Source organism: Streptomyces longisporus, from assembly GCF_039532765.1.
GTDB classification, from domain to species: Bacteria; Actinomycetota; Actinomycetes; order Streptomycetales; family Streptomycetaceae; genus Streptomyces; species Streptomyces longisporus.
In genome coordinates this window covers 271,930-285,336 of sequence record NZ_BAAASG010000009.1, presented here as the reverse complement: position 1 = coordinate 285,336, position 13,407 = coordinate 271,930, and the positions used below count along the sequence as shown (strand labels likewise).

13 protein-coding genes are annotated in these 13,407 nt (G+C 71.6%); 7 read left to right on the top strand and 6 right to left on the bottom strand.

The window, feature by feature from the left end; translation table 11 throughout:
• Positions 1 to 10: 10 nt before the first annotated feature.
• Positions 11 to 1,102: an N-acetylglucosamine kinase gene (locus ABD355_RS20255; RefSeq protein ID WP_344401884.1), complete on the bottom strand. Its 1,092-nt coding sequence runs from the start codon at positions 1,100 to 1,102 to the stop codon at positions 11 to 13.
• Between the two features lie 5 nt (positions 1,103 to 1,107).
• Here ABD355_RS20255 and ABD355_RS20250 point away from each other — a divergent pair, with 5 nt between their 5' ends.
• Positions 1,108 to 2,397, top strand: a complete 1,290-nt coding sequence (locus ABD355_RS20250) for a glycoside hydrolase 5 family protein (RefSeq protein ID WP_344401883.1) — start codon at positions 1,108 to 1,110, stop codon at positions 2,395 to 2,397.
• 88 nt (positions 2,398 to 2,485) lie between these two features.
• Here ABD355_RS20250 and nagZ read toward each other — a convergent pair whose 3' ends face one another.
• Positions 2,486 to 3,985: a beta-N-acetylhexosaminidase gene (nagZ, locus tag ABD355_RS20245; protein WP_344401882.1), complete on the bottom strand. Its 1,500-nt coding sequence runs from the start codon at positions 3,983 to 3,985 to the stop codon at positions 2,486 to 2,488.
• A gap of 243 nt (positions 3,986 to 4,228) precedes the next feature.
• On the opposite strand from nagZ, the gene ABD355_RS20240 reads away from it, so the two are divergent.
• Both ABD355_RS20240 and ABD355_RS20235 read left to right on the top strand, forming a co-directional pair.
• Positions 4,229 to 5,464 carry a hypothetical protein gene (locus ABD355_RS20240; protein ID WP_344401881.1) on the top strand — a complete coding sequence of 412 codons (1,236 nt, stop codon included), beginning with the start codon at positions 4,229 to 4,231 and terminating at the stop codon, positions 5,462 to 5,464.
• 100 nt (positions 5,465 to 5,564) lie between these two features.
• Positions 5,565 to 6,104 carry a hypothetical protein gene (locus ABD355_RS20235; RefSeq protein WP_344401880.1) on the top strand — a complete coding sequence of 180 codons (540 nt, stop codon included), beginning with the start codon at positions 5,565 to 5,567 and terminating at the stop codon, positions 6,102 to 6,104.
• Positions 6,105 to 6,109: 5 nt separating this feature from the next.
• Here ABD355_RS20235 and msrB read toward each other — a convergent pair whose 3' ends face one another.
• From msrB to ABD355_RS20215, 4 genes are all read right to left on the bottom strand, one after another.
• Positions 6,110 to 6,517 carry a peptide-methionine (R)-S-oxide reductase MsrB gene (gene msrB, locus ABD355_RS20230; RefSeq protein WP_115909777.1) on the bottom strand — a complete coding sequence of 136 codons (408 nt, stop codon included), beginning with the start codon at positions 6,515 to 6,517 and terminating at the stop codon, positions 6,110 to 6,112.
• A gap of 13 nt (positions 6,518 to 6,530) precedes the next feature.
• Positions 6,531 to 7,919, bottom strand: coding sequence for a UDP-N-acetylmuramate--L-alanine ligase (gene murC, locus ABD355_RS20225; RefSeq protein ID WP_344401879.1), 1,389 nt, complete (start codon positions 7,917 to 7,919; stop codon positions 6,531 to 6,533).
• A 149-nt stretch (positions 7,920 to 8,068) separates the two neighbouring features.
• Positions 8,069 to 8,542 carry an indole-3-glycerol phosphate synthase gene (locus ABD355_RS20220; protein WP_344401878.1) on the bottom strand — a complete coding sequence of 158 codons (474 nt, stop codon included), beginning with the start codon at positions 8,540 to 8,542 and terminating at the stop codon, positions 8,069 to 8,071.
• A gap of 133 nt (positions 8,543 to 8,675) precedes the next feature.
• Positions 8,676 to 9,515: a pyrimidine reductase family protein gene (locus ABD355_RS20215; RefSeq protein WP_344401877.1), complete on the bottom strand. Its 840-nt coding sequence runs from the start codon at positions 9,513 to 9,515 to the stop codon at positions 8,676 to 8,678.
• Positions 9,516 to 9,552: 37 nt separating this feature from the next.
• On the opposite strand from ABD355_RS20215, the gene zapE reads away from it, so the two are divergent.
• The 4 genes from zapE to ABD355_RS20195 all read left to right on the top strand — a co-directional run bounded on the left by zapE (position 9,553) and on the right by ABD355_RS20195 (position 13,337).
• Positions 9,553 to 10,659: a cell division protein ZapE gene (gene zapE / locus ABD355_RS20210; RefSeq protein WP_344401876.1), complete on the top strand. Its 1,107-nt coding sequence runs from the start codon at positions 9,553 to 9,555 to the stop codon at positions 10,657 to 10,659.
• Between the two features lie 153 nt (positions 10,660 to 10,812).
• Complete coding sequence (locus ABD355_RS20205; RefSeq protein WP_344401874.1) at positions 10,813 to 11,205, top strand: hypothetical protein; 393 nt, start codon at positions 10,813 to 10,815, stop codon at positions 11,203 to 11,205.
• An 87-nt stretch (positions 11,206 to 11,292) separates the two neighbouring features.
• Entirely contained in the window at positions 11,293 to 11,871 is a 579-nt protein-coding gene (locus ABD355_RS20200) for a carbonic anhydrase (RefSeq protein WP_123968085.1), read from the top strand.
• An 8-nt stretch (positions 11,872 to 11,879) separates the two neighbouring features.
• A complete protein-coding gene (locus ABD355_RS20195; RefSeq protein WP_344401873.1) occupies positions 11,880 to 13,337 on the top strand; it encodes a SulP family inorganic anion transporter in 1,458 nt (485 codons plus the stop codon).
• The last annotated feature ends 70 nt before the right edge of the window (positions 13,338 to 13,407 follow it).

Sequence of the window (13,407 nt, the reverse complement as noted above, 5' to 3'; positions counted from 1 at the left end):
GTCGTGTCGGTCACAGGAGCAGGCGGGCGAGGGCCACGGAGCCCGCGCAGCCGTCGGCCACCCAGTCGAGGGTGAGGCCCAGGGCCTGGAGGCGGGTGGCGAGAAGGGCGGTGAGGGGGCCGCCGGGGCCGAGAAGGCCGCCGGTCGCGACCACACGCTCACCGGGCTGCGGCATCAACGCCCTTACGGTGTCGGTCAGTTGCCCGGCGGCCTCGTCGAGGAGCGCCCCGGCCACCGGGTCCTTCGCCCGGGCCGCCTCGGCCACCAGCGGAGCGAGCCGGGCCAGCCGGGTCGGGGGTTCGGCCATGACGACGGGGAGCAGATGCATGCGGTAGGCCTCGCGATCGGCGAGCGACCACGTGGCGGAGCCGGGCAGCGCGCCAGGACCGCCATGGGGCGCGTCGGGTCCGGGGCCACCGCGGGACGCCCCCGGCCCGGCAGGCGGCGCCTCCGGTTGCCGCCCCCCGGGCAGCACCTCCCGCGGCAGGCCCAAGGTCCGCCCCACCGCGCCGGCGAGGCTGGTCGCCCCGCCCCGTCCGTCCGCCATCCGCAGGGCGGCCCTGACCGCCTCGCGGCCGATCCAGAAGCCGCTGCCGTCGTCGCCGAGGAGCCAGCCGTCACCGTCGACGGTGGCCGTGCAGCGGCGGCCGGTGATGCGCATGGCGACCGCGCCCGTGCCGGCGACCAGGGCGAGGCCGTCGGCCGGGGTGCCAGGGGCGGAGGCGAAGGCCGCCTCGATGTCGCTGCTGATGCCGATCGAGCCGGTGCTGATGCCGAGGCGGCGGAGGGCGGCGGCCAGGGCGGTGAGCGCGTTGAGGCGGCCGGGGTCGTCCTCCGCCGCCCCGGTGGCGCCCGCGAAACCACCGGCCACCGCTGCGACACGGCCCCGCGCGTACTCCGGGACCGCCCGCGCGAGGGCCTCGGCGAGGTGGTCGGTGAGCCGGGGCAGCGGGACGGTGAGGGCGTTGCCCGGACCGGCGGCGCCCTCGCCGAGCACGCGGCCGTCGGCCGCGGCGGCAAGGACCGCGCGGGTACGGGTGCCGCCGGCGTCGAGGCCGACCACCAGTTCCCGTGACTCCTGGTTGAAATCGTTATTCATCATCGACCATGGTGGTTGATACATTCAGCGAGGACAAGCCCCCGACCCCGCCGGGTCGGCGACCCGAGGAGGATCCCATCCCTACGCTCCGCTTCGGCGTCAACTACACGCCCCGCCGCGGCTGGTTCCACGCCTGGCACGACTTCGACCCGCAGCACGCCCGCGAGGACCTGGCCCAGATCGCGGGTCTGGGCCTCGACCACATCCGGGTCTTCCACCTCTGGCCGCTGCTCCAGCCCAACCGCACCCTCATCCGCACGGCCGCCGTGGACCAGCTGGCGCGGCTCGTCGACCTGGCGGCCGAGGCCGGCCTCGACGTCATGGTGGACGGCGTACAGGGCCATCTGTCCAGCTTCGACTTCTACCCGGAGTGGACCCGCAGCTGGCACCATCGCAACGTCTTCACCGACCCGGAGGCCGTCGAAGCCCAGGCGGAGCTCCTGCGCACACTCGCGGGCGCCCTCGCCGACCGCCCGAACCTCATCGGCCTCCAGCTCGGCAACGAGCTCAACAACCTGGTCGAGCACAACCCGGTGACGACGGCCGAGGTCGACCACTACCTCGACACGCTGCTGGCAGCCGCCCGCGAGGGCCTGCGCCCCGGGCAGCTGGCCACGCACTCCGCGTACGACGCCGCCTGGTACGGCGACGACCACCCGTTCACCCCCGAGGCCTCGGCCCGCAAGGGCGATGTGACGACCGTCCACCCGTGGGTGTTCTCCGCCGACTGCGCCCGCCGCTACGGCCCCGCCTCCTTCGAGGTACAGCACCTCGCCGAGTACGCCACAGAACTCGCGAAGGCCTACGCCACCGACCCGTCCCGCCCCGTCTGGGTCCAGGAGACGGGCGCCCCCGAACCGCACATCCCGGCGGCCGACGCCCCCGCCTTCGCCCGGGCCACGGTCCTCAACGCGGCCGCCTGCCAGGGGCTTTGGGGCGTGACCTGGTGGTGCTCCCACGACGTGGACCGCTCACTGGCCGACTATCCGGAGCTGGAGTACACCCTCGGCCTGTTCGACTCCGTGGGCCACCCCAAGCCGATCGCCACCGCCCTCGCGGACACGATCGCCGAACTGCGCGCGAAGCCCATCTCCCCCCAACCGCGCACCACCGCCCTGGTCTTGGACTGCACGCCCTCGACCCGCTCGGTCTCCGGCCCGGGCGGCACCTACTTCGACGCATGGATGCACCTGCGCAAGCAGGGCGAACGCCCGGCGGTACTGCTGGCGGAAAGAGCAGGCGACAAGGGGTATTTGGCAGCACGAGGGATAGCCCGGACCGTGCAACCGCGAGGTTGAGACGCGCCCCGTCAGGGGCGCGGGACTGTGCTGGATTTGCGGCTACCGCCGCGTGGGCACGACCAGCCCCCACCGGCCCGCAGGGTCATCATCGACCTTCCGGCGGAGCACTCAGTAGCTCTGCCACCGCCCGCAGATTGACCCGCCCCCGCCCGAACGAGCACAGGTCACCCCCCTCCGGCAGCCCGGTGTCCACACGCACCGCGTCCGGACGCCGGGCCAGCAGGGCGTCACGGAAGTCCGCCTGCCAGGGATGCAGCCCCGCGTCGCAGGTGGCCACGACCAGCGGCGAACCCGCGGCCAGCCGCAGGATGCCGTCGACGAGGGCGCCCTGGTCACAGGGCTCCCCGCTCACCGCCGTACCGCTCGCCGCAGGATCGAGCGGACGCAGCTCGGTCAGGAGGTCCTCACCGCCCCAGTTGAGGGCGGGGTGCGGGGGCGGGAACAGGTCGACGACATGGGCGCCGCGCACGGGGGGCGGTACCGCCCGGCTGCGTACGGCACGCCGCGCCGCCTCCAGCCCGGCCCCGGCGTCCCAGGCGGCCACCACCCCGGCGGGGGTCGCATACCGCTGAGCGAGCCGCCGCACCCGCCCGGCCGCCTCCCACACCCGCTCCTCGGACAGCCGGCCGGAGTCCACCGCCTCGAGCACCGCGTCCCGGCAGGCGAGCGTGACCTCCAGGTCCGGTACGGCGACGATCACCTGGTCGGCGCCCGCGGCAAGGGCTATGCGCGCGCCGGCCGCCTCGCCGTAACGGTCGGCGATGGCCTTCATCTCCAGGGCGTCGCTGACCAGCACCCCGTCGAAGCCGATGTCGTGGCGGAGCAGGTCGCCGAGGATGCGGCGGCTGAGGGTGGCGGGGCGGTTGGCGTCCAGCGCCGGATAGACGACGTGGGCGCTCATCAGCATGGGTACGCCCGCGGCGACGGCCGCGCGGAACGGTTCCAGGTCGGTACGCAGCTCGTCAGCCGGGCGCGGGTCGACCGCGAGGTCGTGGTGGCTGTCGGTCTCGGTACCGCCGTGGCCGGGGAAGTGCTTGGCGCAGGAGGCGATGCCACGGGCCTCGGTGGCGGTGATCCAGGCGCGCAGATGGCGGGCGGCGAGTTCGGGGTCGGCGCCGAAGGAGCGGGTGCGCACGATCGGGTTGTCGGCCCGGCGCTGGAGGTCGGCGACGGGGGCGTACGAGGCGGTGACGCCGAGGGTGGCGAGGTGGCCGGCGAGGGCGTCGGCGCAGCGGGCGGTCAGGTTCGGGTCGTCGGCGACGCCGAGCGCGTAGGAGCCGGGGACCTCGGGGGCGCCTGCGGCGACCAGGTGGCCGATGCCGCCGCCCTCGTTGTCGATGGCCACCAGCAGATCGGGGCGGATCGCCCGCAGTGCGTCGGTCAGCTCACGGACCTGTTCCGCGTCGCGCACGTTCCGGGTGAACAGGATGACGCCGCCGAGGCCGCGGTCGATGAGCCGCTTGAGGGTGTCGGGGAAGGTCGTCGTGCCCTCGAAGCCTGCGACGAGACAGCGATGGACGGCCTCGTCCAGGTCGGAGGAGACGGAGGACAGGGCCGGGCCCACGGACAGCCGCTCGGAGGTCACCTCATGGATTGTTCTGGCTTATTCATCCGGAAGTCAACACTTCATTGGATGAATGATTCATCAATCCCAGGCCCCCTGCGCGAGGATCCGGGCGCCGACCTCGCGTCTCTCGTCCAGTAGCCGGGATCGTGGCCCCGGACAGGCAACCCACAGCGCCGAGTCCCCCTCTAATGGGATGACGGGGTAGTACCAGCGACCTCGGCCGTCCCGACGCCGGGCGCGGGCGGAGGGGGAGGACGGAAAGTGCGGAAGCGGAGGACGGCGACAGCCGTGCCCGGGGACGGGGCACGGATCGGCCGTATCGGCGGCTATCCGGTTCGCTGGCACATCGCACTGCTGGCCCTGTGGACAGTCGCCTGGTTCTTCGTGGCCGAACGCCATGAAGCCGTGTCCTGGCACTATCTGGTCAGGGGCCAGCAGCTGCTCTTCCACCAGCTCCCCGGCGGCGGCCTCGCCCTCTACGCCAACCACCCCGAGCTGCAGATCGGCCCGGTCAGCTTCCTGGTCGCCGGATTGTTCGCGCCTTTCCCCGCCGAACTCGGCGAGAAGCTCGCCGACGCGTTCATGTCCGGCCTCGGCCTGTACATGCTGGTGCTGGTCGGCCGCGCCGCCGCCGACCACTACCGGGGCACGGGACTCAACCACAAACGCCTCCAGCAGCGCGTGCTGATCGCCGGAGCGGCCTTCATCCCGATGTGGGTGGAGGTCTCGGTGCGTTTCGCGCACCTGGACGACGTCCTGGCGCTGTTCTTCACCACCCTCGCCGTACGGGCGCTGGTGCGCGGGAACGCGACGGCCGTGGGCGTCTTCCTGGCCCTGGCGGTGGACTCCAAACCCTGGGCGGTCGGCTTCCTGCCCCTGCTGCTGGCCCTGCCGCGCCCCGTCCGGTTGCGCTCCGCCGCCTGGACGGTCGGCCTGGTGGCCGTCGCCTGGCTGCCGTTCTACCTCACGCACCTGGACACCCTGGCCGCCGCCCGCTTCACGATCCCGAACCAGCCCGCCTCGGCCCTGCGCTGGTTCGGCGTGCACGACGCCGCCACCCCCTGGTGGGACCGCCCCGCCCAGATGGCCCTCGGCATCGCCCTGGGCGCCCTGGCCGTCCGCCGGCACCGCTGGCCGGCCGTCGTGCTGCTCGCCGCCGACGCCCGCATCGTCCTGGACCCGAGCGTCTACACGTACTACAACGCCTCGGTCCTCCTCGGCACCCTGATCTGGGACTCCATCGGCCAGCGCCGACTGGTCCCCTGGGTCAGCTGGCTCGCCCTCATCTCCCTGTACGGCAGCGCCCTGTTCATCCCCTCGGACTCCGCCCAGGGCCTGATCCGTCTGGCCTTCGCGGCCGGTTCCGCCGCATACGTCCTGTTGTGGCCCCACCGCCCACCGCGCAGCAGACGCCGCGGCCGCGGGTCACCGGCCCGGCCCCACACCACGAGCCCGCTCGGCCGCCCCGCCGAGTATGACGCGCCACAGAACTGTTGATGAAGTACCGCTGAACGGAAGCGGTGACTCCGCGCAGTCGGCGGGCAGAAATGCCCCGAGGCGGCCACCCATGCCTCAACACCACTACGGGGGTGCTGACTTGACCGTCATCGTCGGCCTGGTTCACCGCAAGCGAGTACATCTGGCCGGAGACTCCGCGGGCAGTGACGACTACCGGCTCACCATCTGCCGCGACCCCAAGGTGTTCACCAACGGACCCTACGTCCTCGGGTACACCACGTCCTTCCGCATGGGCCAGTTGCTGCACTACGCACTCGAGGCCCCGCACCCGGAAGGTGCCCTCTACCGCTTCATGGCCACGACCTTCGTCAACGCGGTCCGCGCCTGTCTCAAGGACGGCGGCTGGGCGCGCAAGGAGTCCGAGCAGGAACGGGCCGGCAGCTTCCTCGTGGGCATCCACGGCAGACTCTTCGCCATCCACGGCGACTACCAGGTCAGCGAGTCCGCGGACGGGTACGCCGCGGTCGGCTGCGGCGACGAGTACGCCCTCGGCGCCCTCCACGCCACCGCCGGCCTCGGCCTGAAACCACGCGAACGCCTCACCGCCGCCCTGCGCGCGGCGGATCACCACAGCGGCGCGGTCGCCGCCCCCTACACGTATGCCAGGACGGCGGACTAGGACGGTCAGCCCTCGTCAGCGGTCAGCCGCAGGGAAATGGAGTTGATGCAGTACCGCTGGTCCGTGGGCGTGGGATATCCCTCGCCCTCGAAGACGTGCCCGAGATGCGACCCGCACCGCGCGCACCGCACTTCGGTGCGCACCATTCCGTGCGAGCGGTCCTCGATCAGCTCCACCGCGTCGGTGTCCTTCGGGTCGTAGAAGGACGGCCAGCCGCAGTGCGACTCGAACTTCGTGGTGGAGGTGAACAGTTCGGCGCCGCAGGCGCGGCACGAATAGACGCCCGTCGTCTTGGTGTCGGTGTACTCACCCGTGAAGGCGGGCTCGGTCGCAGCCTGGCGCAGCACCGCGTACTCGGCCGGGGTCAGCTCCGCACGCCACTGCTCGTCCGGCTTTTCGACGTCGTACGACATGAAGCTCAGCCCCTTACTTCGCGAGACGGTCCAGGATGCGCGGTCCGAGGTCGGTGACGTCGCCCGCGCCCATGGTGAGAACGAGATCACCCGCCTTCGCCATTCCCGCCACGACCTCGGGCACCTCGTCCTTGTCGTGGACGGGCGTCACGTCCGCGCCCGCGGCCCGTGCCGCCTCGATGATCAGCTCGCTCGTCACGCCCGGGATCGGGTCCTCGCGGGCCGGATAGATGTCGAGGACGACCGACGCGTCCGCCAGGGCCAGCGCATGCCCCATCTCCTTGCCGAGCTCCTGCGTCCGCGAGAACAGGTGCGGCTGGAAGACGACCAGGATCCGCGCCTCGCCCGCCGCGGCCCGCATCGCCTCCAGGTCGGCGGTCATCTCCGTCGGGTGGTGGGCGTAGGAGTCGATGACCTGTACGCCGGCCGCCTCGCCCTTCAGCTGCAGCCGGCGCTTCACACCGGTGTACGCGGCCAGGGCGGGGGCCAGCTCGGCGGCGGGGACGCCCAGCGCGACGCCCGCCGCGAGAGCGGCCACGGCGTTGTGCGCGTAGTGACGGCCGGGCACGGAGACGGCGAAGGTGAGCTCCTGCCCCTCCAGCAGGACCGTGACCTCGCTCTTCAGCCCCTGCGGTACGACGGACAGGACCCGTACGTCGGCGTCCTCGGCCTCGCCGTACGTCACCGTCCGCACCGAACCGGCCAGCCGCCGGGTCAGCTCACGCGCACCCTCGTGGTCGGAGGAGATCACCAGTGTGCCGCCCGGCACGATCCGTCCCGCGAACGTCTCGAAGGACTCGTAGATCTCGTCCATGGACGCGTAGTTGGCGTGGTGGTCCAGTTCGACGTTGAGGACGATCGCGACCTCGGGCGCGTACTTGTGGAAGCTGCGGTCCGATTCATCGGCCTCGGCGACGAAGATCTCGCCCTCGCCGTGCAGGGCGTTGGAACCGGGCGCGTCCAGGTCGCCGCCGATCGCGTACGACGGCTTCAGCCCCAGCTCGCTCAGCGAGACGGCCAGCATCGACGTCGTGGTCGTCTTGCCGTGCGTACCGGCGACCGCGATCGGCCTCAGCCCGTCCATCAGCGCGGCGAGGGCGTCGGACCGGTGCACCACCGGAATGTCCAGCTCGGCGGCGCGGGCCAGCTCCGGATTGTCCTTCCGGATCGCCGACGACACGACGACACAACTGGCGTCGTCGGCGAGATGCTCCGCCGCATGCCCGATGTGCACGGTCACACCCAGCGCCCGCAGCGCCTCGGCGGTGGCGGACTCCTTCGCATCACTGCCGGCCACCTTGCCCCCACGCTGAGCAAGGATCTTCGCAATCCCCGACATCCCGGCCCCCCCGATGCCGATGAAATGCGGTCGCTCCATGGCGGGGGGAAGGCCGGGTGCCATGCGTTGTCTCCCTGTGCGGCTGGTCCTGCGGATGTCTCAGCACCCCAGCCTATTGCCTCCGGCGACAACACCCCCCAAGGGGCGCGGAGAACTGCGCGACCAGCCACAGCAGGGCCGCAGCCGCAATCGCACCCACACCCCGACGGCGTCTAGGCCTTGCTGTGCGAGAACAGCTTCAGCACCGGCACACCGACCTTGTGCCGGGCCCGAGACGCCCAGTCCCGATGAAAGAACTCCTCCACGTAGTGGGGATCGGTCAGCACGATCACCTCGTCCGCCCCCACCTCGTCCACGAGCCCCTTCAACGCATCCAAGGGATGATCCTCGATCAGCCGCCCCTCGGCGGAGCTGCCCGCGGCCCGCAAGGCCTGCAGCGACACCTCCAACGCCCGTTCCCCGAAGGGCCTCGCGGCCTCCCCCTCGGGGACGTCCCGCTCGCGCGCGACCTCGTCCAGTTCGCCGAGCGCGACGTCGTCGATGGCCCGCAGCAGGCGGTCCGCCTGGTCGCCGCGGGGCTGGAGCAGCACGTGGAAGGAGACCTCCTCGTCTCCGTGCAAGCTGGTGACGAACTCCACGTCTGCGGACGTCAGGGCCTTCTCGATCATCAATACGCTTGTGAACACCGGGCGCCCCTTCTGCGGAAACCATCCTGCCCCGTGCTGTCACGGGGACTGCGAGATTCAGTGTGCCCGCCCCGAGCAAAGCGGAACGGTAGGTTCCGTCGTTTTCGGGACCGGCGGTACCGCTGAACGATTCTCAGGGCCGCCGGTAGCGGGTGAAGAGGAAACCCTCCTCCTCCAGCAGCGACGCGAGGACGAAGCGCTGCGGAACCGCGACCGACGGACCGCCCGCGATGCGCTGTGCGTCGCCGGCGGTGAGCATCGGGGAGACGGCGAGGCAGAGCTCGTCGAGCACCCCGGCGGCGATCAGCTGGCCGAGCAGCCGTGGACCCCCCTCGGTCAGCAGCCGGGTGTACCCGAGCTCACCCAGAGCCCGTACGGCGCGGGCGGGCTCCACGCCGACGCCGTCGCCGGCGATCACCACCCGGGCGCCGGCCTTCTCGGCGGCGGCGACCCGGTCCGGAGCCGCCGCGGCGCCCGTGAGGACCAGGGTCGGCACGACCGGCGAGATGAACAGCGGAAGGGAGAAGTCCAGGTCCAGGCTGGCGCTGACCACCGCGATCGCCGGCGCCGGCGCCTGCCCGGCCGCCTGTCGCAGCTCCGCGAACTCGGCACGCGCGCGTGCCGGCCGGTACCCCTCCTGACGTACCGTTTCCGCACCGACGACCACGACGTCCGCCAGCCCGCGCAGCGTGCCGAAGATCCGCATGTCGGCAGCGCTGGAGATCGGCTGCGAACGGCCGTCGTGCTGGGCGGCCCCGTCGAGCGTGGAGACCATGTTCGCGCGCAGCCACGGGACGGGCCGGCCACCCGCGGTGGGCTCGGGGTAGGCATAGGCGGCGGCGAGTTCGGCGAGGCTCCACTCGCGGTCGGCCGGGGCCTCGGGTCCGCCGGCCCCACCGGTCACACCCTCCTCACCGGGAGTTCCAGGGGCTTTCGGCACTGTCTCGTCGGTCACAGGGAACAGGCGTCGCATGTCGTGCAGTGTGGCACGGCGCTTAGCATGGGGAACCGTGTCGTCCTCCCCTTCCGTCCCCGGCCTCAGCCCGATAGCCGACGCGGCCCCGCTGTCCCTGTGCGCCCGTGCACCGCACGTCCCCGCGGACCGCCTGGTCGCCGAGATGGTGCCGCCGCCGCGTTTCGACTCGGTCCGCTTCAGCACGTACATACCGGACCCGAACCAGCCCAGCCAGACCGAGGCGGTCCGCGTCCTCGAGGGCTTCGCGGCCGGGCTCGGCGGGGCGCACGCCGTCGGCGGCGGCAGGCGCGGCTTCCTCGGCTTCGGGAAGCCGAAGGCGCCGAAGATCCCGGCAGGACCCCGCGGTGTCTATCTCGACGGCGGTTACGGCGTCGGCAAGACCCACCTCCTCGCCTCCCTGTGGCACGCCACCCCGGCGGAGCCCGCGCTCAAGGCGTTCGGCACGTTCGTCGAGCTCACCAACCTGGTCGGCGCCCTGGGCTTCCAGCAGACCGTGCAGACGCTCAGCGGCCACCGCCTCCTGTGCATCGACGAGTTCGAGCTCGACGACCCCGGCGACACCGTTCTCGTGTCGACCCTGCTCGGCAGGCTCGTCGACGCCGGTGTGGCCCTGGCCGCCACCTCCAACACCCTTCCCGGCAAGCTGGGCGAGGGCCGTTTCGCGGCCGCCGACTTCCTGCGCGAGATCCAGGGCCTGTCCGCCCACTTCCGCGCCCTGCGCATCGACGGCGAGGACTACCGCCACCGCGGTCTGCCCGAGGCACCGGCGCCCTTCTCCGACGAGCAGGTGACCAAGGCGGCATACGCCACCCCGGGCGCCTCGCTCGACGACTTCCCGCACCTCCTGGACCATCTCGCCAAGGTCCACCCCAGCCGGTACGGCGCGCTGACCGACGGCCTGAAGGCGGTCTGCCTCACCGACGTCCGCCCCGTCCCCGACCAGTCGACGGCCCTGCGGCTCGTGGTGCTCGCGGACCGGCTCTACGACCGTGAGGTGCCGGTCCTCGCCTCCGGGCTGCCCTTCGACCGGCTGTTCAGCGAGGAGATGCTGAACGGCGGCTACCGCAAGAAGTACTTCCGGGCGATCTCCCGGCTCACCGCGCTGGCGCGCGATGGCAAGGGACTCGCCGAGAGCGACTAGTTCACGCCACCCCACCAGCGCATTTCAGGCTCTCTTCAGCTGGAAACGTTAAGTTAACCCTGCAAACAACTTTGCAGGGTTAACGTGTTTCTTGACCGGTGGTTGACCATTCCTTGGTCGATGCAAGAAGCTGAGCGACTGGAAGGGGGGCGCATGTTCCGAGGTACGACGACCCGTACGGTACTGGCCGTGCTCGCCGCCGCCCTGCTGGCGTTCACCTTCTTCGCACCCACCACGTCCTTCGCAGCCGCGCACACGGTCCGTCATGCCGTAGCCAAGGATCTGCCCGGAACCAAGCTCTCGGGCAAGGCGCTGCGTGAGGAGGCCGCGACCTTCCGCGACTGCGGAGTTTCCGGGGCCCCGACCGGCCCCCTGCGCCCACGCGAGCGGCATGTGAACACCGGATGCACCCCCGAGGAGCCCGAGCGTCCCTTGCAAGGGCAGGACCCGGCCTCCGTGCACATGCCGGTCGCGAACCGCGCCCCTCATCCGTCGAGACCCTCGACATCCCACTCCCCGGCGGCACTTCAGGTCTTCCGCTGCTGAGAGAGAAGCAGAACAGCGCAGTTCCCCCACCTCTGTCCTGCCCACACCGACGCGCCGTGGCGGCGCGCCAGGAGGAGTCACCACATCATGCAGCCCCTCATCGACAACGCCCGTACGTTCGGACAGCGCCCTGAGGAGTTCGCCAAACTCGCCGAAGGCCAGTCCCCGCAGGTGCTGTTCATCACCTGCTCCGACTCCAGGGTCGTCCCGGCCCTGATCACCGGCGCCCGCCCGGGCGAGCTCTTCGAGCTGCGCACCGCGGGCAACATCGTCCCGCCGTTCGCCTCCGAGCACCCCACCAGCGAGGCGGCCACCATCGAGTACGCCGTGGAGGTGCTGGGGGTCGACGACATCGTCGTCTGCGGCCACTCGCACTGCGGCGCCGTCGGTGCCCTGGTGCGCGGCGACGACCTGACCGCCGTCCCCGCCGTGCGCGACTGGCTCGCGCACGCCACCCCGCGCCCGGCAGGCGCGGTCGAGGACCCGGCCGTCACCGAGGGCGTGCAGAGCCACGTCCTGACGCAGTTGCTGCGGCTGCGCTCGTACCCTTTCATCGAGAAGAAGCTGAAGGACCGTCAACTGTCCTTGCACGCCTGGTACTACGAGGTCCACACCGGCGCCGTCCTGGCGCACGACACCGCCTCCGACGTCTTCAAGGCCCTGTGAGCGCCGCGATGACGACCAAATACCCTTACCTGAGGCAGGACTTCCTCGCCTCCATAGTCGTCTTCCTGGTCGCCGTGCCCCTGTGTGTCGGCGTGGCGGTCGCCTCCGGCGTCCCGGCGGAGCTGGGCCTCGTCACCGGCATCGTGGGCGGCCTCGTCACCGGGTTCCTGCCCGGCAGCAGCCTCCAGGTCTCGGGGCCGGCCGCCGGCCTGACCGTGCTCGTCTTCGAGGCCGTCAGCGAGTTCGGCGTCGGCACGCTCGGCGTGATCGTGCTGATGGCCGGTCTGCTCCAGCTCGCCATGGGCTTCCTCAAGATAGGCCGCTGGTTCCGGGCGATATCCGTCTCCGTCGTCGAAGGCATGCTCTGCGGCATCGGCCTGGTGATCATCGCCGGGCAGATCTACGCGGCGGCCGGCCTGAAGGCCCCGTCGACCGGCATCGGCAAGATCGCGGGCCTGCCGGGGGCGTTCGCCGACGCGCTCGCGAGCAGCGCGGCCCTGGCCTCGCTCGCGATCGGGGCGGGCACCATCGCCGTCATCGTGTTGTGGAAGAAGCTGCCGAAGGCGGTGCAGTCCGTGCCGGGCGCCCTCGCCGCGGTGGTCCTGGCCACGGTCGCCTCCCTGGCCTTCGGCCTGCCGGTCGCCACCGTCACGGTGGAGGGCCTGTTCGGTGTCATCCAGGTGCCCGGGGCCTCGGCCTTCGGCGAGCTGGCCACCCCGGCCATCTGGGGCACGATCATCGCGTTCGCGCTGATCGCCTCGGCGGAGAGCCTGTTCAGCGCGGCGGCCGTGGACCGGCTGCACGACGGTCCGCGCACCGAGTACAACAAGGAGATGGTCGCCCAGGGCGTGGGCAACACGGTGTGCGGTCTGCTCGGCGCGCTGCCGATGACCGCGGTGATCGTGCGCAGTTCCGCCAACGTCAACGCGGGCGCGAAGACCAAGGCCTCGCGGGTGCTGCACGGCGCCTGGCTCCTGCTGTTCGCCGCCGCGCTGCCCTCCGCCCTCGCGCTGGTCCCGATTCCCGCCTTGGCCGGCATCCTGGTGCACGCGGGCTGGAAGCTGATCCCGTTCCGCCAGATCTCGACGCTGTGGCGCAGCCACCGGGGCGAGGCGCTGATCCTCGTGGTGACGGCGGTGTCGATCGTCGCGGTGAACATGTTCGAGGGCGTGCTCATCGGTCTGGCCCTATCCGTGGTGAAGACCGCGTGGGAGGCCTCGCATCTCAAGACCGAGGTCGTCGACAAGGGCGCGGGGCCCATCCAGGTCCACCTCTCGGGCAACGCCACCTTCCTGCGGCTGCCGAAGATCCTCGACAGCCTGGAGGCGCTGCCCCAGGACCGCCCGGTCGAGCTGGACCTGTCCGGGCTGCACCACCTGGACCACGCCTGCCGTACGGCCCTGGAGAACTGGTCCGAGCGGCACAGCGCGGTCGGCACCGAACCCGTGCGGGTCACGGCCGCATAGCTCGCCGGTGGCTGGTCCCGGGTCCGTCGTGGCCCGGGGCCAGCCACCGGGCATATCGTTACAGGAGCAG